This window comes from Chromobacterium haemolyticum DSM 19808, assembly GCF_000711885.1.
In the GTDB taxonomy this organism is placed as follows: Bacteria; Pseudomonadota; Gammaproteobacteria; order Burkholderiales; family Chromobacteriaceae; genus Chromobacterium; species Chromobacterium haemolyticum.
Window position 1 is genome coordinate 57,503 of sequence record NZ_JONK01000025.1, and the last position, 26,383, is coordinate 83,885.

A 26,383-nucleotide genomic window follows, 5' to 3' on the forward strand; every position below is an offset into this window, starting at 1 on the left:
TCTCGCTCCTCTCAATGGCAGACGGCTCAGAAATCGACGAGCCGATGTTGGCGCAGGTAATCCAGCACCGCTTGCGCTTTCTCGACGGAATCTCCCTGTTTTACGACGCGCCCTCCAGCCGCCGCGTCGTCGCCGGCAATCGCCCCCATCAGGCGCTCCAGGCCGCTGCCGCGCTGCGCCGCCAGCGCCCGGGCGCGTTGCGCCGGCTCCAGCCTGGGCGCCGGCATGGCCCCCCCCTCCGCCGCGCGGCGCGTCACCACGCCGCGTTGCAAACCGGCCCAGGACCAGCGCGGCTCCGCGCCGTCCGGCTTGACGCTGGCCAGCAGCGGCGCCTGGGCCGCCAGCCGTCGCCTCCGCCCCCTGGTCAGGCCTTGCAACGCCCGCCATTCTCCGCCCTCTTCCGTCAAGGACAGCACTCCGGGCAAAAGCGGGCGGTCCAGGCCTTCGGCCAATAGATACGGCAGCAACGCCGACGCCTCGCCGCCCCCGGAGCGTTCGCCGCACAAAATCAGTTCGAAATCGCCCAGCGCGGCGATCAATGCCGGCGTCGGATCGCTGCCCGCCGGCAACTGCAACACGGCGATGGCCGCCGCGCCCTGGGCCAGATAGTCGGCCAGCGCCGTCTTGTCCGCGTCGCCGGCGTGCAATACCACGAAGGCGCGGCCCAGACGGCGCGCCAGCGCCAGCGCTGCCAGATCGCCCGGGCCGGCGCAGGGCCGCCCGCTGACCGGGTGAGGCGCCGGAGCCACCAGCACCGCCGTTTTCGCCGCAGCGGCGGCGGAGAAAACCGTCTCGCTCATTTCCCCATCTCCTTGCCCTCAAGCTCCAGCAAGGCTTGCAAGGCGTGAATGAAGGACTGGCAGTCGTCGATCACGCTGAGGTCCGCCCGCTTGACCATGGGCGCGGCCGCGTCCAGATTGACTGCGATCACATGGCGGCAAGCCTTGATGCCTTGCAGGTGCTGCACCGCGCCGGAGATGCCCAGCGCCAGATAGGCGCTGGCCTGCACGCTGCGGCCGGTGGCGCCCACTTGCTGGTCGCGACGGAAGCGTCCGTCGTCCACGGCCACCCGCGAGGCGCCCACCGCCGCGCCCATGGACTCCGCCAGCCGCAGAAAGGCCGGCACATCGCTGACCCCGTTGCCAGCGGCCAGGATCAGGTCCGCCTCTTCCAGCGCCAGTTGCGAGGCAGGGCTGGCGACGCAGCCCAGATCCCTCACCCGTTCCTCCGCCTCCTCCAACCGGCAAGCCAGCCTCGCCCCCAGCCCGACGAAGGGCAGACGGACATCGGCCACGCCGCGCGCGAGCAAGAGCGCCTGGGCTCGCGGATGCACGCTGAAGCCCGCACCCGGCCGGCGGCGGCGCACGCCGTCGGCGGCGATTTCCACAACGTCGGTCAACACCGACAGGCGCTCGCGGCAGGCGAAGCGCCGGCCCAGGTCGGCGTCCTCGCCGCGGTCGGCGAACAGGGCATGACGCGGCTGCTCCCGCCGCCACAGCCGCTGCAACAAGGCCAGCTTGGCTTCCGGCGCAAAGCCCGGATCAGCCGGCGTCAAGACGCGATCCAAGGCCAGTTCCGCCAGTTCGGCGTCGGCGCACCCCTCCATGCCGAACAGCACCGCCAACACCTCCTCGCTCCGACCGGCCAGCAGCGCGGCGGCGGCGATGGCCTCGCGCGCCGCTTCATCCAGCTGCCCGCGCTCGGCGTGCGCCACCACCAACAACCGTCCATCGAACGGCCCAGCGCTACGCAGCGGCTTGAGCTTGACCGCGCTCGCCGGCGGCGCTTCGCGAAGGCCGCCGTCCTCGCCCAGCACAATGCGCTTGAGCCCGCCCGGCGAAAGTATCCAGGGCCGGCGCGGGTCCACTCGCGAGGCGGTTGGCTTCATCTTCATGCTTCCTCCTTCACGGCCTGGCCTTGCGGCGCCGCGCCCCGCCCTTGCCCGGTTTCTGGGCCGGTATCCAGACGTTCCGCCACCAGTTCCGCCAATTCCACCACCTCCGCCCGCTCGCCGCTGACGCCCTCAAGCATCGCGGTGCAATTGGGGCAAGCCACCACGACGCGGCCGGCGCCGGCAGTTCGGACGTCGTCCATGCGCATGTCCGGAATCCGGCGCGACCCCGGCACGTCGGTAAAGGCCGCCCCGCCGCCCCAGCCGCAGCAGCGGGCGTCGCGGCCGGAACGGCTCATCTCCACCACCTGGATGCCGATGCCTGCCAGCACGCGGCGCGGCGCGGCGTAGCCCTCGTTGTAGCGGCCGAGGTAACAGGGGTCGTGATAGCTCAGCGGCTCCGTCGAGTCGCGAGAGCGCACGCGAAGCGCGCGCGTCTCCAGCAACTGGTCCAGCAGCCGGCTGTGATGCCAGACTTCGTAATGTCCGCCCAGCGCCGGGTACTCATTGGCCAGACAGTGAAAAACATGCGGGTCCGGCGTGACGATGCGGGCAAAACGATAGCGCCCCAGCGTGGCGATATTGGCCAGCGCCAGCCGCTGAAAGCCCGCCTCGTCGCCCAGCCGGCGCGCCAGATCGCCGCAATCGCGCTCGGCTTCGCCCAATGCCGCGACGCGCAGACCGGCGGCCTTGAGCACGGTCAGCAAGGCGCGCAAAGCGCGCTGGTAGCGCATGTCGAAAGCGCCCTCGCCCGCCAGCAGCAGCCAATCGACCGACTCCCCTTCGCGCAGCAGCGGTAGATCCAGGTCTGTCGCCCAGTGGTAGCGGGCGCGCAGCGGATGACCGCCGACGGTGTCGGTATGCCGCAGATTAGCCAGCGCCGCCGCACCCTTGCCCGGCAGCTCGCCCCGCGTCAGGGTCAGGTGTCGGCGCAGGTCGATCACCGCGTCGACATGTTCGATCAACATCGGGCAGTTTTCCACGCAAGCGCGACAAGTGGTACAGGACCATAAGGTATCCGCCTCCAACACGCCGCCGACGATCTCCCCATCCGCGCCCGCGGCCACGGTCGCCGGCCGGCCCGGATGCGGGCTGCCGGCGTAAGCCGGACCGCCGCCGCCCATGGCCGTCACCAGGTCCTGGATCAGGCGCTTGGGGTTGAGCGGCTGGCCGGCGGCAAAGGCGGGACAGGCGGCTTCGCATTTGCCGCATTGCACGCAAGCGTCGAAGGACAGCAGCCGGTTCCAGGCGAAATCGACCGCCCGCGCCGCGCCCAGCTCGCCGGCGGCCAGGTTCAAGGGCTTCAGATCGGCGGACTTGCCGACGAAACGCTCGGCGCGCGGGTGGAAGGCCAGGTGCAGCAAACCGGCCACCGCGTGTTTCATCGGCCGGCCCAGGCCTATGCCCAGAGCCAGTTCCGCGCCGCCCAACGCCAGCAGTGACAAAGCGACGGCGGCCAGCCCTTGCCCTGCGGCGCTCAACCAGACGTCGCCGCCGGCCAAGACTGCGGCCAGCAGCGCGCCCAACGCGAAACAGGCCAGCCGGGCCGGCAACAGCTGCCATTCTCCCTGAGACAGCCGGGCCGGCGGCGCGCGGCGGCGCGCGCGCATCAAGGCCGCGCCGATCAACATCAGAACGGCCGCCGCCGCCAGCAGCAGGTCCAGCCAGCGCTGATGCAGCAGCAGGCCGTAATTGAGCGCGATCAGCAACAGCGCCGCCGTCCCGCCGCCAGCCGCCGCCACATGGGCCCGCGCCGCGGCCGGATCGCGGGCCACCACGCGGTGCAGGTCCATGAAGTAACGCTTGGGCGCGGCCAGCAGGCCGCGCCAGGATGCCGGAGCGGCACGCCCTCGCCGCCACAACCCCGCGCGCCGAAGCAGGCCAGCGCTCAGCAGCAGCGCGCCCAACCAGAACAGGCCGCTAAGGAGGTAGGGGAAACTCATGTCAGAAATCCTTGGCCAGCCGCAGAGCGTCGTAGAGCGCGCCGTGGATGTTGTGCATGGAGACGCAGTCGCCTACGCGGAACAGCAGGAATTCCCTGGCCGCGAGCGGCCAGTCCAGACAGGGCTGCGGCTCGGCGGCGAACAACGCCCGCACATCGGTCTGACCGCGGTTTCGCGACAAGGGCTTCAGTTGCCCGTACAGGGCGTCGTCCGGCAGAACGCCGTTGTCTATCACCACCTGGTCCACCGCCCGCTCTTCCAGCGCTTCGGTGTATTCGTTGCGCAGCACGGCGATTTTCTTGTCGCCTTCGGCGTACACCCCCTCCAGCCAGACATTGGGGGTGGGGATGATGCCTTGGGCGTACAGGCGGCGGTAGAAGATAGGAAAGGTGGTGCCGCCGGTGTCGTCGCCCACCTTCACGTCCGGCGTGGCGATTTCCACCGTGCTGCCGCGGCTGGCCAAATAGTCGGCGACGCCGAAGCCGGCGTGGGTGCCCAGCGCGTCGTAAACCAGCACGTTGCGAGCCGGCTCCACCTGGCCGGACAAGATATCCCAGCTGCCGACGGCCAGCCCCTCCGCCACGCCCCAGGCCGGCACCTGGCCGGTATGCGGCCGGCCGCCGGTGGCCAGTACCACGATATCCGGCCGTTCGTCCATGATCATGGAGCGGTCCGCTGTCGTGCTCAGCCGGCGGTCCACGCCCAGGCGCTGGGTTTCCATGTCCAGCCAGCGCACGATGCCGGCCATTTGTTCGCGCTGCGGCGCGCGCGCCGCCAGCAGGATCTGACCGCCCACCTGCGGCTGCCTCTCGAACAGCACCACCTCGTGCCCGCGCTCGCGCGCCACCCGCGCCGCCTCCAGCCCGGCCGGCCCCGCGCCCACCACCACTACCCGGCGCTGCCGCGCCGCCCGCGAGATAAGATGGGGCATGGTGGACTCGCGGCTGGTGGCGGCGTTCTGGATGCACAGCACATCCTGGCCGTAGTACTGGCGGTCTATGCAGTAATTGGCGCCCACGCACTGGCGGATCTGGTCTTCCTTGCCGTCGCGGATCTTGATCACCAAATACGGGTCGGCCATGTGGGCGCGGGTCATGCCCACCATGTCCACCATGCCGGCGGCCAGGATGCGCTCCGCCTGCACTGGATCGCGTATGCTCTGCGCGTGCATCACCGGCACCTTGGACACCGATTTGATGCCGGCGGCCAGGTGCACGAAAGGCTCGGGCGGCAGCGCCATCGGCGGCATGCAGTTGGCCAGGCTGTTGTGGGTGTCCGCGCCGGAGCCTATCACCGACAGATAGTCGATCAGCCCGGTTTCGGACATGGCGGCGGCAATCTCCTTGAGCATGTCGTGACTAAGGCCGTCTTCGTGGAATTCATCGCCGCTCATGCGCAGACCGACGCAGAAGTCCGCGCCCACCTCGGCGCGCACCGCTTGCAGCACCTCCATGCCGAAGCGCAGCCGGTTTTCCAGGCTGCCGCCCCATTCGTCGTCGCGCTGATTGGTGCGCGGGCTCCAGAACTGGTCGATCAAGTGCTGGTGGGCGGCGGCGATCTCGATGCCGTCCAGGCCTGCGGCCTTGACCCGCCGCGCCGCCAGCGCGAAGTCCGCGATCACGCGACGAATGTCCTCCACCTCCATGATCTTGGCGTTGCCGCGGTGCACCGGCTCGCGCACGCCGGAGGGGCTGAGCAGATGCGGCCAGTGCTCGCCCTGAAAGCTGGAGCGCCGCCCCATGTGGGTAGCCTGGATCATGATCTTGGCGCCGTGGCGGTGCATGGCTTCCGCCAGCCGCGCCAGCGGTTCTATCACCGCATCGCTGGTCAGGTTCACCGATTTCCACCAGCCCTGCGGGCTGTCGATGGACACCGGACTGGAGCCGCCGCAAATCGCCAGCGCCAAACCGCCCTTGGCTTTTTCTTCGTAGTAGCGGATGTAGCGCTCGCCCGGCAGGCCGCCGGCTTCGGCGTAGACCTCGGCGTGGGCGGTGCTCACGATGCGGTTACGCAAGGTCAGCCGGTTCAGGGTGATGGGTTCGAACAAATGCGGGTAAGACATGGCCGGCTCCTGGTTACAAAGGGTGGACCGAAAACGCGCAATACGGCGCGCCCTGCCCAGCGCACTGGCTTTCGCGGCTGACGGTGCGGTAGTCGCGCCCCAGACTTTCCCCCACCCAGTCCATCGCTCCGGCGAACCAGCCGGCGAAGAGATAGCAGGCCATGTGCTCGCTTTGCGGCGCGCCGGCCTCGCCCTGGGCCAGCACGAAGCAGGAGTGGTCCAGCCGGATGTGGGCATTGCCGCTAGCTACATCCGCCTCCAAAAAGCGGAAGCGGCCCCAGCCGCGCAAAGACAGCCGGCTCAGATAGTGCTCGAACACCGCCAGACCGGTCAGCCCGTGGGTGGCCGCTTCGCTGGCGCACCAGTAGTGGGCGGAACGATGTCCGGCCTGGTAGAGCGCGTCCGCGTACGGGTAACGGCCCAGCGCGGCCTCCATGGCCAGGTGGTTGTTGATGAAGAAATGACGCGGCACATACAACATGGGCAGGCCATTGGTGCGCCAGACGCCGCTGTCGGGGTCCACATCGATGGGAAGTTGCGGTTGCATGCCGTTCTCCTGGAAACCTGTTCAAAGCCTGCTACGGTTCGGCGATACGGCGTTGGAAACGACTTCGAAACGCTGATATACCAAACATATATCTCGCTTTCTCAGTGGTTTGCGCCTTGTCTCGCTCTTGCCCGCGAGACTTTGAACAGGCTCCGAGCAAGCCGGGCACAGCCCGCCATTGCCGGCATGTTGCCGCAGGTCATCCCAAGCCGGCCCCCTCGGCGCGACCGGTTTTTGCCCATTGCCGACACCGCGCGGCGCGGTCGCAAAAAAGGCGGACCGCGGTCCGCCAAGGCGAGGAAGAGTATTGAACACACGATGACTCAGGGCGCCCACTCCGCCACCCGCTCCGGATGGGCCCTAATCCAGGATGCCGCCGCGGCGGCGGGCTTGGCGCCGGTCTCCACCGCCAGCATCAGCGGGCCGATCTCTTCCGGCCGCCAGCGGAAGCGCTGCAGGAAGGCCAGCACCCGCGGCGCCTTGGCGCTCAGGCCGGGATGGACCACATTGTTGACGTGTTCGGCCTCTCCAAACACTTTTTGCGGATCGTCGAGAAAGCGCAGCTTCCATTTGGCGAATATCCAGTGCGGTACCCAGCCGGTCACCACGATGGGCTTGCGGGCGCTGATCGCGCGCGCCAGCTCCGCCGTCATGCCCGGCCCGGAACTGGGCATCAGCGCAAAATTCAGCCGGTAGGCCTTGATCGCCGCCTCGGCCTTTTGCATGACTCCGGCGCCGGCGTCTATGCCGACGATGCGCCCCTGGTACGCCGCGCGGGCGGCGTTGAGATCGCCGATGGAGCGGGCGTCGACATAGTCCGGCACGACCAGGCCAATGCGCGCGTCGGCGTAATTAGGCCCCAAGTCCAGCACCTTGTCCTTGAACTGCCGGTAATACGCGCCCTGCGTCACCGGCAACCAGGCCGACAACGTGGCGTCCAGATCTCCGCGCGCCACGCCCTGCCACATGATGCCGGCGGCTACCGGCATCAGTTCCACCGGGTGGCCCAGCCGACCGCGAATAATCTGGGCAGCCACTTGGGTGGTGACCACGCTGTCCGCCCAGCCTTCGACATAGCCGATCTTGATCGCTGGTTTGCCGGGCGTGGCCTCGATCGCGTGGGCCGGCGCACACAAGAGCAGCAGTAGGATGCAGCACCATTGCCTCAACATATTTGTTTCCTCCCTTAGAACCTGTTCACGATCTGCTGCGCGTTGTGGGGCCTTACATGGTGAGTACAAGCTCAAAATGCTCATGTACTACACGTGTACACTCCGCTTTCTCAGCCGTTTTCGCTTTGTCTCGCCTTAGACCCGCTAACAAAACCCCTGATCCTGCGTTGCGCCTCCTTGCCGTACTACTTGTACTGCCTGCGTCGGCGCGCCTTGGCTCAGGTGCGCTGCGCGGTTTTGTTAGCGGCTCTTAGCTCGCGAGATCGTAAATCCCCGCTCAAAATCCGTTGCGCTTCGGCGATGCCGCCTGAAGCCGGCGTGAGAATGCCCATGCGCCCCATTCGGCGTCTTCAAGCGCTCATTGAATCTGCTCCGGCCTCACCACCAGCCAGTTGCGGTCCGCCGTTGCCGGCTGGCCCAACTTGCGCTGCTGCTTGGCCGCTTCGCGGCTCCAGTTCCGGATCCGATCCCAATAACCCGCTTTGCGGTCAACCCAGAGCCGCAAGCCGTCCTTGGCCGTATCGGTGCTGTTCAGCAGCATGTAGCCATCGGACTGCGGCGTGTCGCCAGCCACCAGCACCGGCTTGCGCCATTGGTCTATCCAGCCCAGGATGGTCCCGGCCTTGCCCTCGTACCAGGTCATCGGGTTCATCAGATAAGGGGTCAGCTCCAGGTCCAAATTGCGTTCCGGCTCATAGCCGCCGCGCTTGATCTGCAAACGCGAGGTGGTGAGCTCGCCGCTGCTTCGGTCCTTCAGCAACAGGTTGATGCCCAACACGTTCTGCGGCGGCACCTGGTAGCCATAACGCGGGTCGCTGGCCACCATGCGCACCAGTTCTTCGCTGGCCGCGGTCATCACGTAGACCGCGATGCCGTTCTCCTGCAGCTTGGTGTAAAGCTCGACCATGCCGGTGAACACGCGCGGCGCCGGCACGCTGCCCTCCACCACCTTGCCCTGATGAAAATACCTGACGGGCACCGGGGAGCCGCTGGCCATCAGGGCGTCCACCTGTGTCTTGAGTTGGCGCAGCGTCAGCCCGGAAAACACTTGCGCGGCCCAGGGGTAGCAGATCAATTCGTCGATTTCGCACAGCCGCAAATAGTAGCTGTACAGGCTTTCCAGCCGGCCCGGCTCGTCGCGGAAGGGGATCAGCTTCAACGACGGGTCCAGCCGCTCTCGGCTCAGCAAGCCCTTGGCCTCCATATAAGGCAGCAGCGCTTCTTCCAGATCGTAGCGGTAGCTGGTGTTGTCCATATCGAACACCGCGTATTCGCCCTTATGAGCATTGGCCTTGATCATGGAGTTCAGCCGCTCCGCGATTTTGGGCGGCCAATGCTTCAGCTCTGTCTCCGCCGCGGCCGGCCTGGCCCAAAACACGAGCGACAACAACAACGTCGCCAACACTTTAAGTTGCTTCATAAACCCTCCTGAATGCGCTTTAGAACCTGTTTACGATCTGTTTCGCTGCGGAGATAGGGCCTTGAAAACCTCTTCGAAAGGGTCATGCACCCTGAGTACACCCTTCCGCTTTCTCAGCCGTTTTCGCCTTGTCTCGCCCTTGCTCGCGAGAGCATAAACAGGTTCTAAGCCCCCCATACCTCGCCGAACACCCTCAACCAGTTCTCCCCCAGCACTTTGCGAATCTTGCTCTCGGACCAGCCGGCCCTCTGCATCGCCGCTGTCAGATTAGGCGTTTCACCTATGGTGCGAATGCCTTCCGGGTTGAGGATGGTGCCGAAATCGGTCAGTCGGCGATACCGGCCTTTGTCGTGGGTGATCCAGTCGAAAAAAGCCTGATCGTAGCCCTGGGTGAAGTCGGTGCCGTAACCGACGCAGTCTTCGCCCACCCGCGCGATCACGTAATCCATCGCTTCCACGTAGTCGTCCACGGTGGCGGCGATGCCGCGGCGCAGGAAGGGAGGAAACATGGTGACGCCGATGAAGCCGCCGTGATCGGCGATGAAGCGCAGTTCCTCGTCGCTCTTGTTGCGCGGATGCGGCTTGAGGCCGGAGGGCAGGCAATGGGAATAGCAGACCGGCTTTTTCGATTCCAGAATGGCCTCGCGCGAGGTGAGGCCGCCTACGTGGGATAGGTCCACCATGATGCCGACGCGGTTCATTTCCGCAATGACTTCGCGGCCGAAGCCGGACAAGCCGCCATCCCGCTCGTAACAGCCGGTACCGATCAGGTTTTGCGTGTTGTAGCACAGTTGCACCACGCGCACGCCCATATCGGCGAAGGCTTCGATAGACTCCAGCCTGTCTTCGAAGGCATGGGCATTCTGAAAGCCCAGGATGACGCCGGTGCGCCCCTCCGCCTTGGCGCGACGGATATCCTCGACGCCGCGCACCAAGGTCAAGAGATCGCCGTGCTCACGGATCAACCCTTTCATTTCGGCGATATTGTTCACGGTGTCATGAAAGCCCTCCCACACCGACACGGTCAATTGGCGGCGCTCAAGCCGCCACGACGCATGTCCTCGAATACCGGCCGCCCCCATTTGGCGATGATCAGCCCGTCTATCACCAACGCGTCTGTGTGCAAATCCATTGCAATCTCCTTCCAGCTTGTCCGCGCCTCTGTCCAACCATTCCGCTGCAGTGCAGCAGGCCGTTAACAGGTTTTTAAGAACTCTCGGTCAGGACAGCCGCCGGCGCTGGCCGCGCCAATCCCCACCACAGCGGATGGCCGGCGTCGTCTTCCGGCAACTCGCATACCGCGAAGCCGTAAGGCCTGGACGCTCTCCGCAGCAGCAGCCAGACGTAGTCGGCAAAGCTGCGGCGGCACACCACGAACACTCCGTCACCGTCCAGGCGCAGCACCTGGACCGCCGCTTTGCCCAGCAGAGTGCAGACGCCCTGGTCGGGACGCAGCGCCTCGAAATCGTAGCCCCCCAGATGGCGCAACACGGCCAGATGCGGCTCACCGCACAGGTAAATGGCGGTGAAGCCGCCGCTGACATCCAGCGCCTGGGCGAACAGGCGCTGCTCGGCGAAGCCCCGCTCCAGCGCAGGCAGCCAGGCGGCCAGCCGCTGGCGACGGCTGATCAGCAGCCATTCGTCCGGCGACAGCCACAGCAGCGCGCCGCCCTCCCCCTGGCTCAAGGCCTTGGGCCTTCGCGGCGGCTCCAGCCCAGTGACACGCGCCGTCAGCTCGAAAAAACCGGTCTCGGCGCCGTCACCGCGCAGCACCGCATAGCCCAGATTAGGCGCTTCATTGCCCCAAACGCGGCCGTCGGCGCGGCGCGGCTCGGCGGCTTCCTGCAAATCCAGATGCCGCAAGGGCGATTCCAGCACAGGCTTGAACGCGGATTCAGACATGCTGACGTTCTCCTTTCTTGTCAACGAAGACCGCGGACGCCACCCGCGCCGGCACGCTGCGGCCCCGCCACCAGACTTGCACGGTGTCGCCCTCCCGCCGGCTGCCATCCTTCAACACAGCCATGGCGATGGAACGGCCCAGGCATTCGCTGTGGTAGCTGGAGGTGACATGGCCCTGCATCGCCGCCGGCGCGGCGTCGTTAAGGTCGTTGAGAATTTGCGCGCCTTCCGGCAACACCAGCCGCGGATCCTCCGTCAGCAAGCCCACCAACTGCTTGCGGCCTGCGGCGGCGGTATCGGCGCGCAGCAAGGAGCGGCGGCCGAGGAAGCTGAATGGCTTTTTCATCCCCACCGCCCAGCCCATGGCCAGATCGTTGGGGCTCATCGAGCCGTCGCTGTCCTGACCGACGATGATGAAGCCCTTTTCCGCGCGCAAGACGTGCATGGCCTCGGTACCGTAGGGCGTGATGCCGAACTCGGCTCCAGCCCGCATCGCCTCCTCCCACAGATAACGGCCGTAGCCGGCGTCCACATTGATCTCGTAAGCCAGTTCGCCGGAGAAGCTGATGCGGAACACCCGAGCCGGCACGCCGGCCACCGTGCCGATGCGGCCCTCCATGAAAGGAAAAGCCTGCGCGGACAGATCTATGTCCGTACACAGCTTGCGCAACACCTCCCGGCTTTGCGGCCCCACCAGCGCCGTGGTGGCCCAATGATCGGTGATGGAACTGAACCTCACCTTGAGCTCTGGCCATTCGGTCTGGTGCCAGCGCTCCAGCCAGCTGTACACCCGAGCCGCGCCCCCGGTGGTAGTGGTCATGTGGAAATGGTCGTCCGCCAGGCAGGCGGTGACGCCGTCGTCCATCACCATGCCGTTTTCGTCCAGCATCAGGCCGTAGCGGCATTTGCCCGGCTCCAGCTTGCTCCAGGCGTTGCTGTAGACGCGGCCCAGAAACTCCCGCGCGTCCGGGCCGCGCACATCGATCTTGCCCAGGGTGGAAGCGTCCATCACCGCCACCCCCTGGCGAGCGGCACGGCATTCGCGGCGCACCGCCGCGTGCAGGTCCTCGCCCGGCCGCGGAAAATACCAGGGCCGCAGCCACTGCCCCACCAGTTCGTACTCGGCGCCGCGCGCCGTATGGCTGTCGTGCATGGCGGTGTAGCGACGCGGGTCAAAGGTCTCTCCGGCATTGGCTCCCGCCAGCGCGCCGAAGCTGACCGGAGTGTAGGCTGGCCGATACGTGGTGGTGCCCACCTCGGCGATAGGCTTGCCCAGCGCCTCAGCGGCGATGGCGAAACCGTTGACGTTGGACAACTTGCCTTGATCGGTGCCGAAGCCCAGCGCGGTGTAGCGCTTGACATGCTCGATGGAGCGGTAGTTTTCGCGCACCGCCAGATGGATGTCGGCGGCGGCCACGTCGTTCTGAAAGTCGACGAAAGCCTTGGCGCCGACGCCTTCGCGCCGTCCGTCCGGCAGACGGAAGATTTCGCGCGGCGCGGCCACGTCCTCCGGCTCTACTCGCGGCGCGGCACCCAGGCCGACCGGGCTTCCCGAGCCAAGCAGCCCCAACATGGCGGCATGGCACTGGGCCAGAGCTTCGTCCAACTCCCAGCGCCCGGTGACCGCGCCCACGCAGACGACGCCGGGCCGGCCCTCGTCCGGGCAGACGAAGGACAAACGGTCCGGGCGCCACAGCGGACGGCCGCCGTTGTGGCAGAACAGATGCACGCTGGCGCTGAGGCCGCCGGAAGAAAGCACGCCGTCCGCCTCCAGCCGCGGCCCCTTGCCGGCCACGCTCCGGCCATCCGCGCCCAGCTTCACCAGTTCCACGCCGCTGACGCCGGCGCCGCCGTTCACCCTGGCGATACCGTAGCCGGCCAGCAGTTCCACGCCGGCATTCTGCGCGGCGCGGCTGCGCCATGCCGCCGCGCCGCCTGGACGGGCGTCGGCCAGCGTCACCGCCACGCCGGACAAGGCCAGCTCCAACGCCGCGTCGTAGGCTGCGTCGTTCTGGGTCTGCAACAGCAGCCGACGCCCCACCGCCACGCCGTAACGGTTCAAATAAGTATGGCCGGCGGCGGCGGTCATCACTCCAGGCAGATCGTTGTTGCCGAACACCAGCGGCCGTTCGATGGCGCCGCTGGCCAAGACCAGTTGGCCCGCGCGTATCTTGTGCAGACGCTGGCGCGGCTGGGCCGGATTGCGCTCGGATGGCGACAGGTGGTCCTGCAACAGCTCCACCGCCAAGGCCAGATTGCCCTCATGCAACGCGAACACGGTGGCGCGAGGCAAGAACTGGACATTGGGCAGCGCAGCCAGCTCCTGCAAGCGCTGGCGCGTCCAATCCATCGTCTCCAGACCATCAATGCGCAGCCGGCGCTCGCTCAGCAGCCAGCCGCCCATTTCCGCCTGTTCGTCCAACAGCAGCGTTTTCAGGCCGGCGCGCCCCGCCAGCGTGGCCGCCCACAAGCCAGCCGCGCCGCCGCCCACCACCAGCAAGTCCACATGGTGATGCAGATGATCGTAATGCTCCGGGTCCGGCAGCCGCGGCGCTTCGCCGTAACCGGCGGCTTCGCGGATGCGCCGCTCGTAAAACGGCCAGGCCCGCGCCGGCTGCATGAAGGTCTTGTAATAAAAGCCCGCCGGCATGAAACGCTCCAAGCGGCCCAGCGCGCCCTTGAGCCTCATGCCCCAAGACCCGTCCCCCAAGCCGCTAAAGGCCTGCAAGCCTTGGTACAGCTCCACCTGAGTGGCTTTGAGATCCGGCGTGGTCAAAGCGCCGGTTTCCAGCTGGATCAAAGCGTTGGGCTCTTCCGCGCCGAAGCCTACGATGCCGCGCGGCCGGCCGTACTTGAAGCTGCGGCCTAGAAGGCGCAGGCCGTTGGCCAGCAGCGCCGAGGCCAAGGTGTCGCCGGCGAAGCCGTGATAGGCCGCGCGGTCGAAGGAGAAAGCCAGCGGTCGATTGCGATCGATGCGCTCGCCGGGGCGGTGGATGCGATAGCCGCTCACGCCTGATCCTCCTGCAAATAGCGGGCCTTGCCCTCGGCCAGCGTCCAGCTGCCTGCGATCTCGTAGCTGACGGTGTGACGCCGGACGGCGAACACCTTGCGGCAGCCGGCGGCGTGCTGCCATTGTTCCCAATGCCAGCCGCGCGGGTTCTTGCGGCTAAATAGATAATCGCCCCAGGCCTCGTCGTCCACCTGCTCCGGCGCCGCCGGACGGACGATGAAGGCTTCCCCGGCGTAGGCGAACTCCTCCTCCTCCCGCGCCTCTCCGCAATGCGGGCAATGAATCAACAGCATCGGCGTCTCCCTCAATGCGCCACGGCGGCGGCGCCGTGTTCGTCTATCAAGCGGCCGGAAGCGAAGCGCTCCAGCGAAAAAGCCGCGTTCAGCGGATGCGGCTGGTCATGAGCGATGGTGTGGGCGAACACATGGCCGGAACCCGGCGTGGCCTTGAAGCCGCCGGTGCCCCAGCCGCAGTTGAAATACAAGCCCTGGATCCGGGTCTTGCCGATGATGGGACAGGCGTCCGGCGACACGTCGACGATGCCGCCCCACTGACGGTTCATCCGCAGCCGCGAGAAGGATGGGAACAACTCGACGATGGCCGCCGCCGTGTGCTCGATCACATGCGGGCTGCCGCGCTGGCCGTAACCCAGATAGCTGTCGATGCCGGCGCCAATCACCAGTTCGCCCTTGTCCGACTGGCTGATGTAGCCGTGCACCGCGCCGGACATCACCACCGTGTCCAGGCAGGGTTTCAGCGATTCGGACACAAAAGCCTGCAAGGGGTGACTTTCCAGCGGCAGGCGCAAACCGGCCATCCGCGCCAGCACGGCGCTGTTGCCGGCGGCCACGCAGCCCACCTTGTCGGCGCGGATCTCGCCGCGCCCGGTTTGAACCCCTCGCACCCGGCCGCCCTCGATCAACAAGCCGGTGACCTCGCACTCCTCGATGATGTCCACGCCCAACTCGCTGGCGGCGCGGGCGAAGCCCCAGGCCACCGCGTCGTGGCGCGCCACCCCGCCTCGCGGTTGAAAGCTGGCGCCCAGAATCGGATAGCGGACGTCGCCGCCGATGGCAATCAAGGGCACCCGCTCCTTGATCTCCCGCGGGGTCAGTACCTCGGCATCCACGCCGTTGAGCAGATTGGCGTTGACCCGACGCTCGATGTCGCGCATATCCTGCAGGCTGTGGCCCAGGTTCATTACCCCGCGCTGGCTGAACATCACGTTGAAGTTCAGCTCCTGGGACAGGCCCTCCCACAGCTTGAGCGCGTGCTCGTACAGCCGCGAAGATTCGTCCCACAGATAGTTGGAGCGGATGATGGTGGTGTTGCGCGCGGTGTTGCCGCCGCCCAGATACCCTTTTTCCAACACCGCCACCTTGCGGACGCCATACATGCGGGCCAGGTAATAGGCGGTGGCCAGGCCGTGGCCGCCGCCGCCGACGATGATGACGTCGTAGCTGGTTTCCGGCTGAGGGCTGCGCCAGGCCGGCTGCCAGCCCTGGTGATGCCCGAGCCCCTGCCGGATCAGGCTCCACAGCGAATATCGGTTTGCCATCTGCGCTCCCGCCGCCGGGCCGCCATGGGCCCGCGCCGCTGCTGTCGAGGTTGAGGAAGGCCTCATTCTCAGGGCGACGCCGACGGTGCGTTTGGCTGGAAAGGACGGTCTCTTGCCCGCACGCGACACGGCAATGTCCAAAATCCACGCAAAGCGGACGCATGGCGAACAGCGTGCGCGCGGGACACGGCCTAGATTGGCACATGCCGCCCAACAACCCAGGACACGCCAATGACCTCAGACGCCCCCTCCTACGTGCTCAGCTTCGCCTGTCGCAGCGCCTCCGGCCAGGTGGCCGGCTTCTCCGCCTTGCTGGAGCAGCAAGGCTGCTATATCGATGAACTGGCCGTGTTCGACGACGCCCGCAGCCGGCGTTTCTTTGTGCGCTGCGTATTCCACCCGGAGCGGCCGGACTTCGCCCCGGCGCGGCTGGCCGACGGCATGGCGCGAATGGGCGGCCACTATCAAGACCTGCAATGGCGGCTGCACGACCGGAGCCAACGCGCGCGGGTGCTGATCATGGTGTCCAAACTGGATCACTGCCTGAACGATTTGCTCTATCGCCAAAAAATGGGGGATCTGGACATGACAGTGGTCGCCGTGGTCTCCAATCACCGCGACCTCGCTCCGATTGCCGAGGCTTACGGCCTGCCCTTCCACCATCTGCCGCTCACCCCGGACAACAAGCCACGCCAGGAAGCGGCGCTGCTGTCACTCATCGACGACAGCCAAGCGGAGCTGCTGGTGCTGGCCCGCTACATGCAGGTGCTTTCCAGCGCCACCGCCGCCCGGCTGGCCGGCCGCGCCATCAATATCCATCACTCTTTCCTGCCCGGCTTCAAGGGCGCTCGGCCCTATCAGCAGGCACACGAACGCGGCGTCAAATTGATAGGCGCCACCGCCCACTACATCACCGACGACCTGGACGAAGGCCCGATCATCGAACAGGTGGTGGAACGGGTAGACCATGCCTACAGCCCGGAGCAATTGCAGACCGTCGGACGGGACATGGAATGCCAGGCGCTTGCGCGTGCGGTGCGCAGCCACCTGGAGCAACGCGTCTTCATCGTAGAGCGACGCACTGTGGTGTTGCGCTGACAGTTGGGCGCCTAATAGGAACTTTGTCTATTGCAACGCAACAAAAGGAGGGTACAGTAGCCAATTATCCGTCATACCAACCAAGAGGTGCCGTATGTGGTCGCAAACAGCCGTCTGGTCCAAGCTCTTCTCCTCCAACCCGGTCGCCGACTACTGGCGCGACGCCTGCGAGCGCAGCATCCTCTACTGGGACGTGCTGCATGACCGCGGCGCGGACTACCTGCGGCACGTGCAAAGCGGCAAACCGCCGGTGTTGGTGTTCGACTACAAGATCATTCTGGACGGCCGCAGCCTGCCGGACCCGGCCAACTACGCGCTGGCCGCCATCCTGCCGCCGGCCGGCTGCCCGGCCACCAATCCGGCGCTGCGCCCCTTTGTGGTGATTGACCCGCGCGCCGGCCACGGTCCCGGCATCGGCGGCTTCAAAATGGACAGCGAGATCGGCATTGCGCTGCAGCAGGGTCACCCCTGCTACTTCATCATGTTCTTCCCGCAACCGGTGCCCAGCCAGACCATAGAAAGCGTCAGCCGCGCCGAATACGTCTTCCTCAGCAAAGTCAACGAACTGCACCCGGACAGCGACGGCAAACCCTTCGTCATCGGCAACTGCCAGGGCGGCTGGGCGCTGGCCATGCTCGCTTCCGTGGCGCCGGAACTGTTCGGCCCCATCCTGCTGGCCGGCACCCCGCTGTCCTACTGGGCCGGCGTCACCGGCAAAAACCCGATGCGCTACTCCGGCGGCATGATGGGCGGCACTTGGACCGCCTCGCTGGCCGGCGACCTGGGCAACGGCAAGTTCGACGGCGCCCATCTGGTCAACAACTTTGAAAAGCTGGACCCGGCCAACACCCTATGGAAGAAGCCCTACAACCTGTACGCCAAGGTGGACACCGAGCGCGAACGCTTCCTGGGCTTTGAACGCTGGTGGGGCGGCCACTACCTGCTGAACAAGCAGGAAATGGAATGGATCTCCCAGCAGCTGTTCGTGGGCAACCACCTGGTGGAAGGCAAGATCGTCAGCAGCGACCAGCACCGCGTGGACATGCGCAACATCCGCTCCCCCATCATCGTGTTCGCCTCATGGGGCGACAACATCACCCCGCCGCAACAAGCGCTGAACTGGATACCCGACCTGTACGAGAACGCGGAAGACATCCGCGACAACGAACAAACCATCATCTACTGCCTGCACAACAAAGTGGGCCACCTCGGCATCTTCGTCTCCGCCGGCATCGCCAACCGCGAACACAGCGAATTCGCCAGCGCGCTGGACCTGATCGACGTGCTGGCCCCCGGCCTGTACGAAGCCATCATCGAAGACGTGGCCCCCGGCACCCCCGGTCAGGAATACATCAAAGGCCGCTACATCATCCGTTTTGAAGCGCGCGAAGTGGCCGACATCCTGGCCCTGGACGACGGCCGCGAAGACGAGCAAGCCTTTGAAGTGGTGCGCCGCGTCTCCGAGATCAACCAAGGCATTTACAACCGCTTCATCTCCCCCGTGCTCCAGGCCGTCAGCAGCGAAGCCAGCGCCCAATGCCAGCGCCAGCTCAACCCGGCTCGGCTGGAACGCACGCTGATCTCCCCGCTCAACCCCTGGCTCAGCTGGCTCAAGCCCGCCGCCGAATACGTGCGCGCCCATCGCCACCCCGTGAGCGTGGACAACCCGCTGTGGCGGCTGCAAGAACAATGGTCCGGCTGGATGGCGCAAAGCCTTGACCGCTACCGCGACCTGCGCGACGCCGCCACCGAACACTGCTTCAAAGCCGTGTACGAATCCCCGTGGCTGGCCTCCATCGTGGGCGTCCAGCCGGCCCGCGAAGCCCGCGCCGCCCGCTGCGACAGCTGGGAGAAACGGGAACGGCTGCAACTCAAGCGCCAAACGCTGGACCCCGCCTACGAAACCGGCACCCTGGCAGACGGCTTCGTGCGCTTGCTCACCTACGTGGCGATCGGCCGCGGCATCATAGACGAGCGCCCGTTCAACGCCATCCGCCGCATCATGCGCGACATCCGCCACGAATACCCGCTGACCCTGATGCAGCTGAAAGAAATCGCCCGCAAGCAAGTCTTCCTGGTGCGGTTGGACGAAGCCCGCGCGCTGGCCGGCCTGCCCAAGCTGCTGCCGGAAGAGCACCGCCGCCGCCAAGCCTGGCAACTGGCGCACGAACTGCTGGCGCTCAGCGGCGACATCGCTCCGGAACAACAACAGCGGCTGGACCAAGTGGCCCACGCGCTGCAACTGGACACCCGCTCGCCGGCGGCCCCGGCCATCCTTCCGCCCACCGAGCCAATAGCGGCAACCGCAGCCGCTCCCACTCCGGCCCCCACCGTCAAGGCCAGCGCGCCGGCCAGGAAAGCAGCCGCGCCACGCAAACCGGCCGCCAAAGCCCCGGCCAAAGCAGGGGCTACCGACAAACCCAGCGCCGCCACAACCGCCAGCAACACGCCGGTTGCGGCTAAGCCGGCTTCAGGCAAGCCCACGGCGGCCAAAACCGCCAAAGCGTCTGTCGCCAAGTCCGCAGCCAAACCAACGACCGCCGACAAGCCCAGCGCCGCCGCCAAAACCGCCAGCAGCACGCCGGTTGCGGCCAAGCCCGCCTCAAGCAAGCCCACGGCGGCCAAAACCGCCAAAGCGTCTGTCGCCAAGTCCGCAGCCAAACCAACGACCGCCGACAAGCCCAGCGCCGCCGCCCAAACCGCCAGCAGCACGCCGGTTGCGGCCAAGCCGGCCTCAAGCAAACCCACGGCGGCCAAAACCGCCAAAGCGCCTGTCGACAAGGCGTCCGCTGCCAAAGCCCCGGCCACGCGCAAACCCGCCGCCGGCAACGGCGCGGCCAAGCCCAAGACGCCTAGCAACTAAGAGCCTGTTCACGATCTCGCGAGCAAGAGCGAGACAAGGCGAAAACAAGCGAAAAAGCGGAATGTACACGTGGTACATGAGCATTTTGAGCTTGTACTCACCGTGCAACGCTTCACGACGCGCAGCAGATCGTGAACAGGTTCTAAGAACCAGCCCGCGCAAAAACGCCCGGACAGCCAAGCCGCCGTCCGGGCGTTTTCGTGAAGATGGCGCACTGCAACATTTTTGCCTTCCCCCATGTATACAGTCGTTGACTGAACAATACAGCAAACGCTAATATCCTTGCCTGCTGCGGGAGAGAGGGGCATACGCCCCCGCCGAAGACGCAAACTCCCATAATCGCTCAGGCCACAGTACCGCAGCCCATGGATACCAGCCGATTGGAGAGAGGCCCTAAGCGCCCGTTCATCATCTGCTACGCTTCAGCGACAACGCGTCAGATTATGCAACCGGCCCTTAGCCGCCCACCGAAGGGGCAAGTGACGCCCGGCAAAGCCCGCACACAGGCAGCGCCCGTCATCTAACTCTCAGGTAAAAGGACAAGGGGAGAGGCAATGCCGGCAACGCCGCGCTCATGCGCGGCTCGCCGGCCATGCTCAGAACGTGTTCACGATCTCGCGAGCAAGGACGAGACAAGGCGAAAACAGCTGAGAAAGCGGAATGTACTCCTGGTGCATGAGCATTTCGAAGCGGTAGCCGCAGCGTCTCGCGAAGCGCAGCAGATCGTGCACCAGCTCTCAAGGAAAACCCGTGTTCGAAACGCTTGCCCAGGCTGTGCGCCACCTGGCATGGCCCGCCCATTGCCAACCTATTTTCCCACCCGGCTTCGCCGCTCACCTCGGCGCCAGCCTGTTTGACCACTGCAACTACATGCTTACCCTGATCTATCTGATCGCCATCACCGCGGAAGCGATGACTGGCGCGCTGGCGGCCGGCCGCCGCAATATGGACATCTTCGGCGTCACCGTCATCGCCTTCCTCACCGCCCTGGGCGGCGGCACCGTGCGCGATATCGTGCTGGGCCGCTACCCGATAGGCTGGACCCAACACCCGGAATACGTCGGCCTCGTCATTGCCGGCGGCCTGGCCGCCGTGTTCGTGGCCCGCTACATGAAGCGCCTCAGCCGCGTCTTCCTGGTGCTGGACGCGCTGGGCCTGATCGCCTTCACCATCATAGGCTGCGGCGTGGCCCAGTCCATGGACTACCATCCGGTAGTGGTGGTGATGGCCGGCATGATCACCGGCATTGCCGGCGGCATCCTGCGCGACGTGCTGTGCAACCGCGTGCCCGTGGTCTTCCGTCAGGAACTGTACGCCAGCGTCTCCTTCGCCGTGGCCCTGCTCTACTTGGGCCTGATCAAGCTGGGCGTGCCGCATGATCTCAACGTGCTGGCCAGCTTCGCCGTCGGCCTCACTATCCGCCTGGCCGCCATCTGGCGCGAATGGCGGCTGCCGGTGTTCATGTACCGGCACGACCTGCATTAACTAACCCTAGCTGTTTCACCGCTGCGCCACGGCATCGGGATTAAATATCCGCCAGCAGCAGGAACAAGGCCGCCTGGCTGGAAACGCCCAGCTTGGCGTACAGATGGCGACGATGCACCTTGGCCGTTTCCAGTGAAATGCCCAGTTCACGGGCCACGCCCTTGGTCGAGTGGCCGCCGAGTATCAGCAAGGCCACTTCCACCTCGCGCTTGGTCAGCGGCGAGGAACCCTGCGAGCGCAGCGTCTCCTCCCACTGCCGGCGGCTCTGCCTGCCCGCGTTCGCAGCCGGCTGATGCCGCCCTTCGTCCAGACGCGCGGCCAGCCGTGACAGGGGCAGCAACCAGGGAGCAAACAGATTGCAGACACCCAGATCTTGCTCGCTGAAGCGATGCTTGCAGCCCAGCGACAGGGACAGCACCCCCTCCGGAAGCGCTTGCAGGAACTGGATTTCATCCGCCACCACATTGCGCGAAAAGTAACGCCGAAAGTATTCCGTTTCCCTGAAACGGTCCGGTGCCACCTCGTCCAGCCGGTACACCCCAGCCGCCGGACACTTCAGCGCAAAGCCGTAAAACGGGTCCAGCAGATAGAGGCCACGCCTGTAGTCGGCGAACAGATCGTCATGAGCGTAATTCGCCGCGTGATCCGCCAGCACCAAGGGCGGGGCCTCCTGGCGAAACAGCAACACCACCCAGGTATCGAAACTCAGGTGTTCTCGCAGAAACGCGGCCAGTTGCTGCCAAAAGGCCGCATTGTCGACGCAGCCCAGCAAACGTCCCAATTGCTGGTGAAAAACCAAGTCCGCCACATTCAGCTGCATGCCAGCTACCTCGATCAGGTTAGTTTTACCCACGGCCCTAACGCTTTCGCGTGATATCCACCGCGAAAGGGGCTGACTAGTATGGCTTCACCTTGCGCGACAAGACCAGCCACCACGTGAACACCCCTCTCCACCCGTCGCGCTGGTTGAATAGGAGTGATCGCCATGCCCTTGCAAGATCTGTCCTACTGGCAACGCCGCGCCGCCGATTTGCACCCGCCGTACCAGGCCTTCATCAATGGCCAGTTCGTCCCTGCCACAGACCAACGCACCTTCACCGACACCAGCCCGGTCAGCGGCCGGCCGTTGGCCGAAATCGCCCGCTGCGGCGAGGCGGATGTTGAACTGGCGGTGCGGGCCGCCCGCGCCAGCTTCGAATCCGGCGCCTGGTCGCGCCGCCACCCGCGCCAACGCAAGGCCGTGCTCCAAAAACTGGCCGCGCTGATCCGCGAACACGCCGACGAACTGGCCCTGTTGGACTGTCTGGACATCGGCAAACCCATCGCGGATGCGCGCAATATAGATGTGCCGGGCGCCGCCGGCGTGTTCGACTGGTACGCCGAAGCCGCCGACAAGCTGTACGGCGAGATAGCCCCCGGGGCGGATAACGCGCTGGCCCTGGTCACCCGCGAACCGCTGGGCGTCGCGGCGGCGGTGATCCCGTGGAATTTCCCGCTGGACATGGCCGCGTGGAAGCTGGCGCCGGCGCTGATGGCCGGCAATAGCGTCATCCTGAAGCCGGCCGAGCAATCGCCGCTGTCGGCATTGCGTCTGGCCCAACTGGCGCGCGAGGCCGGCCTGCCGGACGGGGTGCTGAACGTGCTGCCAGGCTTTGGTGAAGAGGTGGGCCGGCCGCTAGGCCTGCACCCGGACGTGGATAGCCTGAGCTTTACCGGCTCCACCGAAGTGGGCAAAGCTTTCCTGCGCTACGCGGCGGACTCCAATATGAAAAGAGTCGCGTTGGAATGCGGCGGCAAAAGCCCCAATCTGGTATTCGACGACTGCGATCTGGACGCCGCCGCCCGACACGCGGCCTTCGGCATTTTCTTCAACCAGGGCCAGGTGTGCTCCGCCAATTCCCGCCTCTTGCTGCAACGCTCCATTGCGGACGATTTTCTGGAACGCTTGCTGAGCGAGGCGAACGCCCTGCAACCCGGCAATCCCCTAGACCCAGCCACGCGCAGCGGCAGCATCGTCGACGCCCGCCAGGCCGGGCGCATCATGGATCACATCGACAAAGCCCGCCGCCAAGGCGCGCGCCTGCTCTGCGGGGGCGAGCGCTTCAGCATAGACGGGAGCGATTGCTACATCCGCCCCACCATCTTCACCGAGGTCCGGCCGGACATGGCGCTGGCGCGCGAGGAGGTCTTCGGCCCGGTGTTGGCCGTCATTCCCTTCGACACCGAGACCGAGGCCGTGGCCATCGCCAACGACAGCCGTTACGGGCTGGCCGCCTCGGTCTGGACCCGGGACCTGTCGCGCGCCCATCGTCTTGCGCGTCGGCTACGCGCCGGCACCGTCTCGGTCAACACCGTGGACGCCCTGGATCCCGGTCTGCCGTTTGGCGGCTGCAAACAATCCGGCTTTGGCCGCGACCTCTCGCTCCACGCCATCGACCACTACACCCACCTCAAAACCACCTGGGTGCAATTACAAAACGAGTAGCCGCCTGAGACCGGCCGTCCCGGAGTCACCACAACAAGACAATAGGAGACACACCATGCACAAGCCGCAAGCCCACCTTGCTCCGCCGCGGGCCGCCGCCCGCTCCTCCGCTCCCTTTCGCGCCAGCCTGGGGCTCCCCCCGCTGCTCGCCGTCGCCATCGGCCTCGTTGTGTCCCAAGGCGTCATGGTGCTGATGCTGCAAGGCGCCGGCATGGCCGGCATCGGATTTCTGATCCCGCTGAGCATGGCTTTCCTGCTGGCGCTCTGCTACGCCGTATCCTTCTCCGAGCTGGCGCTGATGATTCCCCGCGCGGGCAGCCTCAGCAGCTATACCGAAGTGGCCCTGGGACAGTTCCCCGCCATCCTGGCCACCTTTTCCGGCTATGTGGTGGTGGCCATGTTCGCCCTGTCGGCGGAGCTCCTGCTGCTGGACCGCATTGTCAACCAGGTCTACCCCGGCGTCTTTCCCCTCAACAGCGTCGCCTACGGCGTGTTGCTGATCTTCACCCTGCTCAATCTGCTGGGCATCGATGTGTTCGCCCGCCTGCAATCGGCGCTGACACTGGTGATGATCATCGCGCTGCTGGCGCTGGGGACCACCGCACTGAGCGGCGACGGCCCTCCCGCCCTTGCCCAGGCCGCCAATAGCGACTGGAACCCTCTGGGCGTTGGCGTGCTGACGCTGGGAGCGCTGGCGATCTGGGGTTTTGTCGGCGCAGAGTTCACCTGCCCGCTGGTGGAGGAAACCCGCCGCCCAGAACGCAATATCCCGCTGGCGATGATGCTGGGCCTCAGCGTGATCTTCATCACCATCGCCCTGTACTGCGTGGGCGCGCTCTATCACCTGCCGCGCGCCACCCTGACTGGCGCACCACTGCCACACCTCGAATACGCCACCGCGCTGCTGGGCCAGACCGGCAAGCTGACGGTGGTGATCATCGCCTTCACCGCCACCTGCAGCACGCTCAACAGCTCCTTGGCGGCAGTGCCGCGCATGCTGTACGGCATGGCGCGCAACGGCCAGGTCTTTCCCCAGTTCAAACAGCTGAGCCGGCGCTACCGCACCCCATGGGTGGCCGTGCTGTTCGTCGCCCTGATCACCGGCGCGCCGGTGCTGCTGATGGGCGATGACCCTGACACCATCGGCCGGCTGTTGCTGGCGGCGGCCATCGCCTGGCTCCTGGCCTACATTATCTGCCACCTGGATGTGATAGCCCTGCGCCGCCGCTACCCCAAACTGGACCGCCCCTTCAAAACCCCGTTCTACCCACTGCCGCAATGCCTGGGCATCGTTGGCATGCTGATCGCCATTTACCACGTGTCTCCCAGTCCGGACATGAGCGTCGCTATCTTCGCCAGCGCCGGTATCGTGCTCGGCATCGTGTCCTTGATCGCCGTCCTGTGGATCAAGCTGGTGATGCGCAAACCGCTGTTCAGCCCGGAATCACTGGACCAGGCACTGACCCGCCAATAACCGAAAGCCGGGCTCAGCCCGGAGCATTCCTCATCAGGAGACCAGCATGAACACGACCGCCATGCCCCGCCGCAGCACCCGCGACTACCAGCAACTAGACGCCACCCACCACATCAACGCCTTTCTCGACCAGAAAGCCCTGAACCAGGAAGGTCCGCGGGTGATAGCCGAAGGCCGGGGCGTGTATCTATGGGATACGGACGGCAAGCGCTATCTGGACGGCATGTCCGGCCTATGGTGCACCCAGGTGGGCTACGGCCGGCAGGAACTGATAGCCGCCGCCGCCCAGCAATTGCAACAACTCAGCTATTACAATGTGTTCTTCCACACCACCCACCCGGCGGTGAACGAGCTCTCGGAACGGCTGTTTTCCCTGCTGCCCGGCGACTACCGCCACGTGATCTACACCAACTCCGGCTCCGAGTCCAACGAGCTGCTGATCCGCTGCGTGCGCCGCTATTGGGACGTGATGGGCAAGCCGGAGAAAAAAATCTTCATCGGCCGCCACAACGGCTACCACGGCTCCACCGTGGGCAGCGCCAGCCTGGGCGGCATGAAGTTCATGCACGAGATGGGAGACCTGCCCATCCCCGGCGTGGAACACATTGGCGAGCCATACTGGTTCGCCCACGGCGGCGGACTCAGCCCGGAAGCGTTTGGCCGTCAATGCGCGCAAGAGCTGGAAGACAAGATTCTGGCGCTGGGCGCCGACAAGGTGGCCGCTTTCGTGGCCGAGCCCTTCCAGGGCGCCGGCGGCATGATTTTCCCGCCGGACAGCTATTGGCCGGAAATCCAGCGCATCTGCCGCCAGTACGACGTGCTGCTATGCGCTGACGAAGTGATAGGCGGCTTTGGCCGCACCGGGGAATGGTTCTCCCACCAGCATTTCAACTTTCAGCCGGACACGCTCAGCATCGCCAAGGGCCTGACCTCCGGCTACATCCCGATGGGCGGCCTGGTGCTGTCTCGCCGCATTGGCGAAACACTGGTGGAGCAAGGCGGCGTCTTCGCCCACGGCCTGACCTATTCCGGCCACCCGGTGGCCGCCGCCGTGGCGCTGGCCAACCTGGGCGTGCTGCAAAACGAAGGCCTAGTCGAGCGCGCCAGGACGGACACCGGCCCCTATCTGCAAGCCTGCCTGCGCGAAGTGTTCGGCAAACACCCGCTGGTGGGCGAAATCCAGGGCGTAGGCCTGGTGGCCGCCTTGCAGTTCTGCCGGGAGAAAACCACGCGCCAGCGTTTCTCCGACGAAACCGACATCAGTTGGCGCTGCCGCAGCATAGGTTTTGATGAGGGCGTGATCATACGCTCCACGCTTGGCCGCATGATCATGGCGCCGGCGCTGGTGATCAGCCGCAGCGAAATAGACGAACTCATAGACAAGACCCGCATCGCAGTGGATCGCACCGCGGAGGAGATAGGGGCGCGCTAGATGGACGCATGAGTGGGAGGAAGGGGCGGCCAGGCTGCTGC

Annotated in this window: 19 protein-coding genes and 2 riboswitches; of the genes, 6 read left to right on the forward strand and 13 right to left on the reverse strand. The window is 65.9% G+C overall.

What is annotated here, in order from left to right; genetic code table 11:
• Nucleotides 1–26 precede the first annotated feature (26 nt).
• From BR71_RS14355 to BR71_RS14410, 12 genes are all read right to left on the reverse strand, one after another.
• A complete protein-coding gene (locus BR71_RS14355) occupies nt 27–800 on the reverse strand; it encodes a hypothetical protein (RefSeq protein ID WP_052370589.1) in 774 nt (257 codons plus the stop codon).
• Nucleotides 797–1,894 (reverse strand): electron transfer flavoprotein subunit alpha/FixB family protein, encoded by a 1,098-nt coding sequence (locus tag BR71_RS14360; protein ID WP_156038990.1) that lies wholly within the window; start codon nt 1,892–1,894, stop codon nt 797–799. Before BR71_RS14360 ends, BR71_RS14355 begins: the two co-directional genes overlap by 4 nt.
• Complete coding sequence (locus tag BR71_RS14365; RefSeq protein WP_081862672.1) at nt 1,891–3,834, reverse strand: DUF3483 domain-containing protein; 1,944 nt, start codon at nt 3,832–3,834, stop codon at nt 1,891–1,893. The genes BR71_RS14360 and BR71_RS14365 overlap by 4 nt, the downstream gene beginning before the upstream one ends.
• A gap of 1 nt (nt 3,835) precedes the next feature.
• Entirely contained in the window at nt 3,836–5,896 is a 2,061-nt protein-coding gene (locus tag BR71_RS14370; RefSeq protein ID WP_043638760.1) for an NADH:flavin oxidoreductase, read from the reverse strand.
• 13 nt (nt 5,897–5,909) lie between these two features.
• On the reverse strand, nt 5,910–6,443 hold the full coding sequence (locus tag BR71_RS14375) for a DUF5943 domain-containing protein (protein ID WP_043638763.1): 534 nt from the start codon (nt 6,441–6,443) through the stop codon (nt 5,910–5,912).
• Nucleotides 6,444–6,766: 323 nt separating this feature from the next.
• Nucleotides 6,767–7,615 carry a glycine betaine ABC transporter substrate-binding protein gene (locus tag BR71_RS14380; RefSeq protein WP_043638766.1) on the reverse strand — a complete coding sequence of 283 codons (849 nt, stop codon included), beginning with the start codon at nt 7,613–7,615 and terminating at the stop codon, nt 6,767–6,769.
• 358 nt (nt 7,616–7,973) lie between these two features.
• Nucleotides 7,974–9,035, reverse strand: a complete 1,062-nt coding sequence (locus tag BR71_RS14385; protein WP_043638771.1) for an HAD family hydrolase — start codon at nt 9,033–9,035, stop codon at nt 7,974–7,976.
• A gap of 164 nt (nt 9,036–9,199) precedes the next feature.
• On the reverse strand, nt 9,200–10,057 hold the full coding sequence (locus BR71_RS14390) for a dipeptidase (RefSeq protein ID WP_425265946.1): 858 nt from the start codon (nt 10,055–10,057) through the stop codon (nt 9,200–9,202).
• Between the two features lie 184 nt (nt 10,058–10,241).
• Nucleotides 10,242–10,937: a sarcosine oxidase subunit gamma gene (locus BR71_RS14395; RefSeq protein ID WP_052370590.1), complete on the reverse strand. Its 696-nt coding sequence runs from the start codon at nt 10,935–10,937 to the stop codon at nt 10,242–10,244.
• The gene (locus BR71_RS14400; RefSeq protein ID WP_043638774.1) at nt 10,930–13,947 is read right to left on the reverse strand and encodes a sarcosine oxidase subunit alpha family protein; all 3,018 of its coding nucleotides are present in this window, start codon (nt 13,945–13,947) and stop codon (nt 10,930–10,932) included. Before BR71_RS14400 ends, BR71_RS14395 begins: the two co-directional genes overlap by 8 nt.
• On the reverse strand, nt 13,944–14,240 hold the full coding sequence (locus tag BR71_RS14405) for a sarcosine oxidase subunit delta (RefSeq protein WP_043638778.1): 297 nt from the start codon (nt 14,238–14,240) through the stop codon (nt 13,944–13,946). The genes BR71_RS14400 and BR71_RS14405 overlap by 4 nt, the downstream gene beginning before the upstream one ends.
• 11 nt (nt 14,241–14,251) lie before the next feature.
• Complete coding sequence (locus tag BR71_RS14410) at nt 14,252–15,505, reverse strand: sarcosine oxidase subunit beta family protein (protein WP_043638783.1); 1,254 nt, start codon at nt 15,503–15,505, stop codon at nt 14,252–14,254.
• 231 nt (nt 15,506–15,736) lie between these two features.
• On the opposite strand from BR71_RS14410, the gene purU reads away from it, so the two are divergent.
• The 3 genes from purU (at nt 15,737) to BR71_RS14425 (ending at nt 20,951) form a co-directional block, all read left to right on the forward strand.
• Entirely contained in the window at nt 15,737–16,603 is an 867-nt protein-coding gene (purU, locus tag BR71_RS14415) for a formyltetrahydrofolate deformylase (RefSeq protein ID WP_043638786.1), read from the forward strand.
• Between the two features lie 94 nt (nt 16,604–16,697).
• A complete protein-coding gene (locus tag BR71_RS14420) occupies nt 16,698–19,466 on the forward strand; it encodes a DUF3141 domain-containing protein (protein ID WP_081862675.1) in 2,769 nt (922 codons plus the stop codon).
• Between the two features lie 282 nt (nt 19,467–19,748).
• Nucleotides 19,749–19,835: riboswitch (glycine riboswitch) on the forward strand.
• Between the two features lies 1 nt (nt 19,836).
• A riboswitch (glycine riboswitch) is annotated at nt 19,837–20,019 on the forward strand.
• Between the two features lie 197 nt (nt 20,020–20,216).
• Nucleotides 20,217–20,951 (forward strand): trimeric intracellular cation channel family protein, encoded by a 735-nt coding sequence (locus BR71_RS14425; RefSeq protein ID WP_231138216.1) that lies wholly within the window; start codon nt 20,217–20,219, stop codon nt 20,949–20,951.
• Between the two features lie 40 nt (nt 20,952–20,991).
• On the opposite strand, the gene BR71_RS14430 is transcribed toward BR71_RS14425, so the two are convergent.
• The gene (locus BR71_RS14430; protein ID WP_081862676.1) at nt 20,992–21,771 is read right to left on the reverse strand and encodes a helix-turn-helix transcriptional regulator; all 780 of its coding nucleotides are present in this window, start codon (nt 21,769–21,771) and stop codon (nt 20,992–20,994) included.
• Between the two features lie 165 nt (nt 21,772–21,936).
• On the opposite strand from BR71_RS14430, the gene BR71_RS14435 reads away from it, so the two are divergent.
• Genes BR71_RS14435 through BR71_RS14445 form a run of 3 tightly spaced genes read left to right on the forward strand, consistent with a single transcriptional unit; the run spans nt 21,937 to nt 26,342 of the window.
• The gene (locus tag BR71_RS14435; RefSeq protein ID WP_208854878.1) at nt 21,937–23,436 is read left to right on the forward strand and encodes an aldehyde dehydrogenase; all 1,500 of its coding nucleotides are present in this window, start codon (nt 21,937–21,939) and stop codon (nt 23,434–23,436) included.
• Nucleotides 23,437–23,491: 55 nt separating this feature from the next.
• Nucleotides 23,492–24,910: an APC family permease gene (locus BR71_RS14440; protein ID WP_081862677.1), complete on the forward strand. Its 1,419-nt coding sequence runs from the start codon at nt 23,492–23,494 to the stop codon at nt 24,908–24,910.
• Nucleotides 24,911–24,956: 46 nt separating this feature from the next.
• Nucleotides 24,957–26,342 carry an aspartate aminotransferase family protein gene (locus tag BR71_RS14445; protein WP_043638789.1) on the forward strand — a complete coding sequence of 462 codons (1,386 nt, stop codon included), beginning with the start codon at nt 24,957–24,959 and terminating at the stop codon, nt 26,340–26,342.
• The last annotated feature ends 41 nt before the right edge of the window (nt 26,343–26,383 follow it).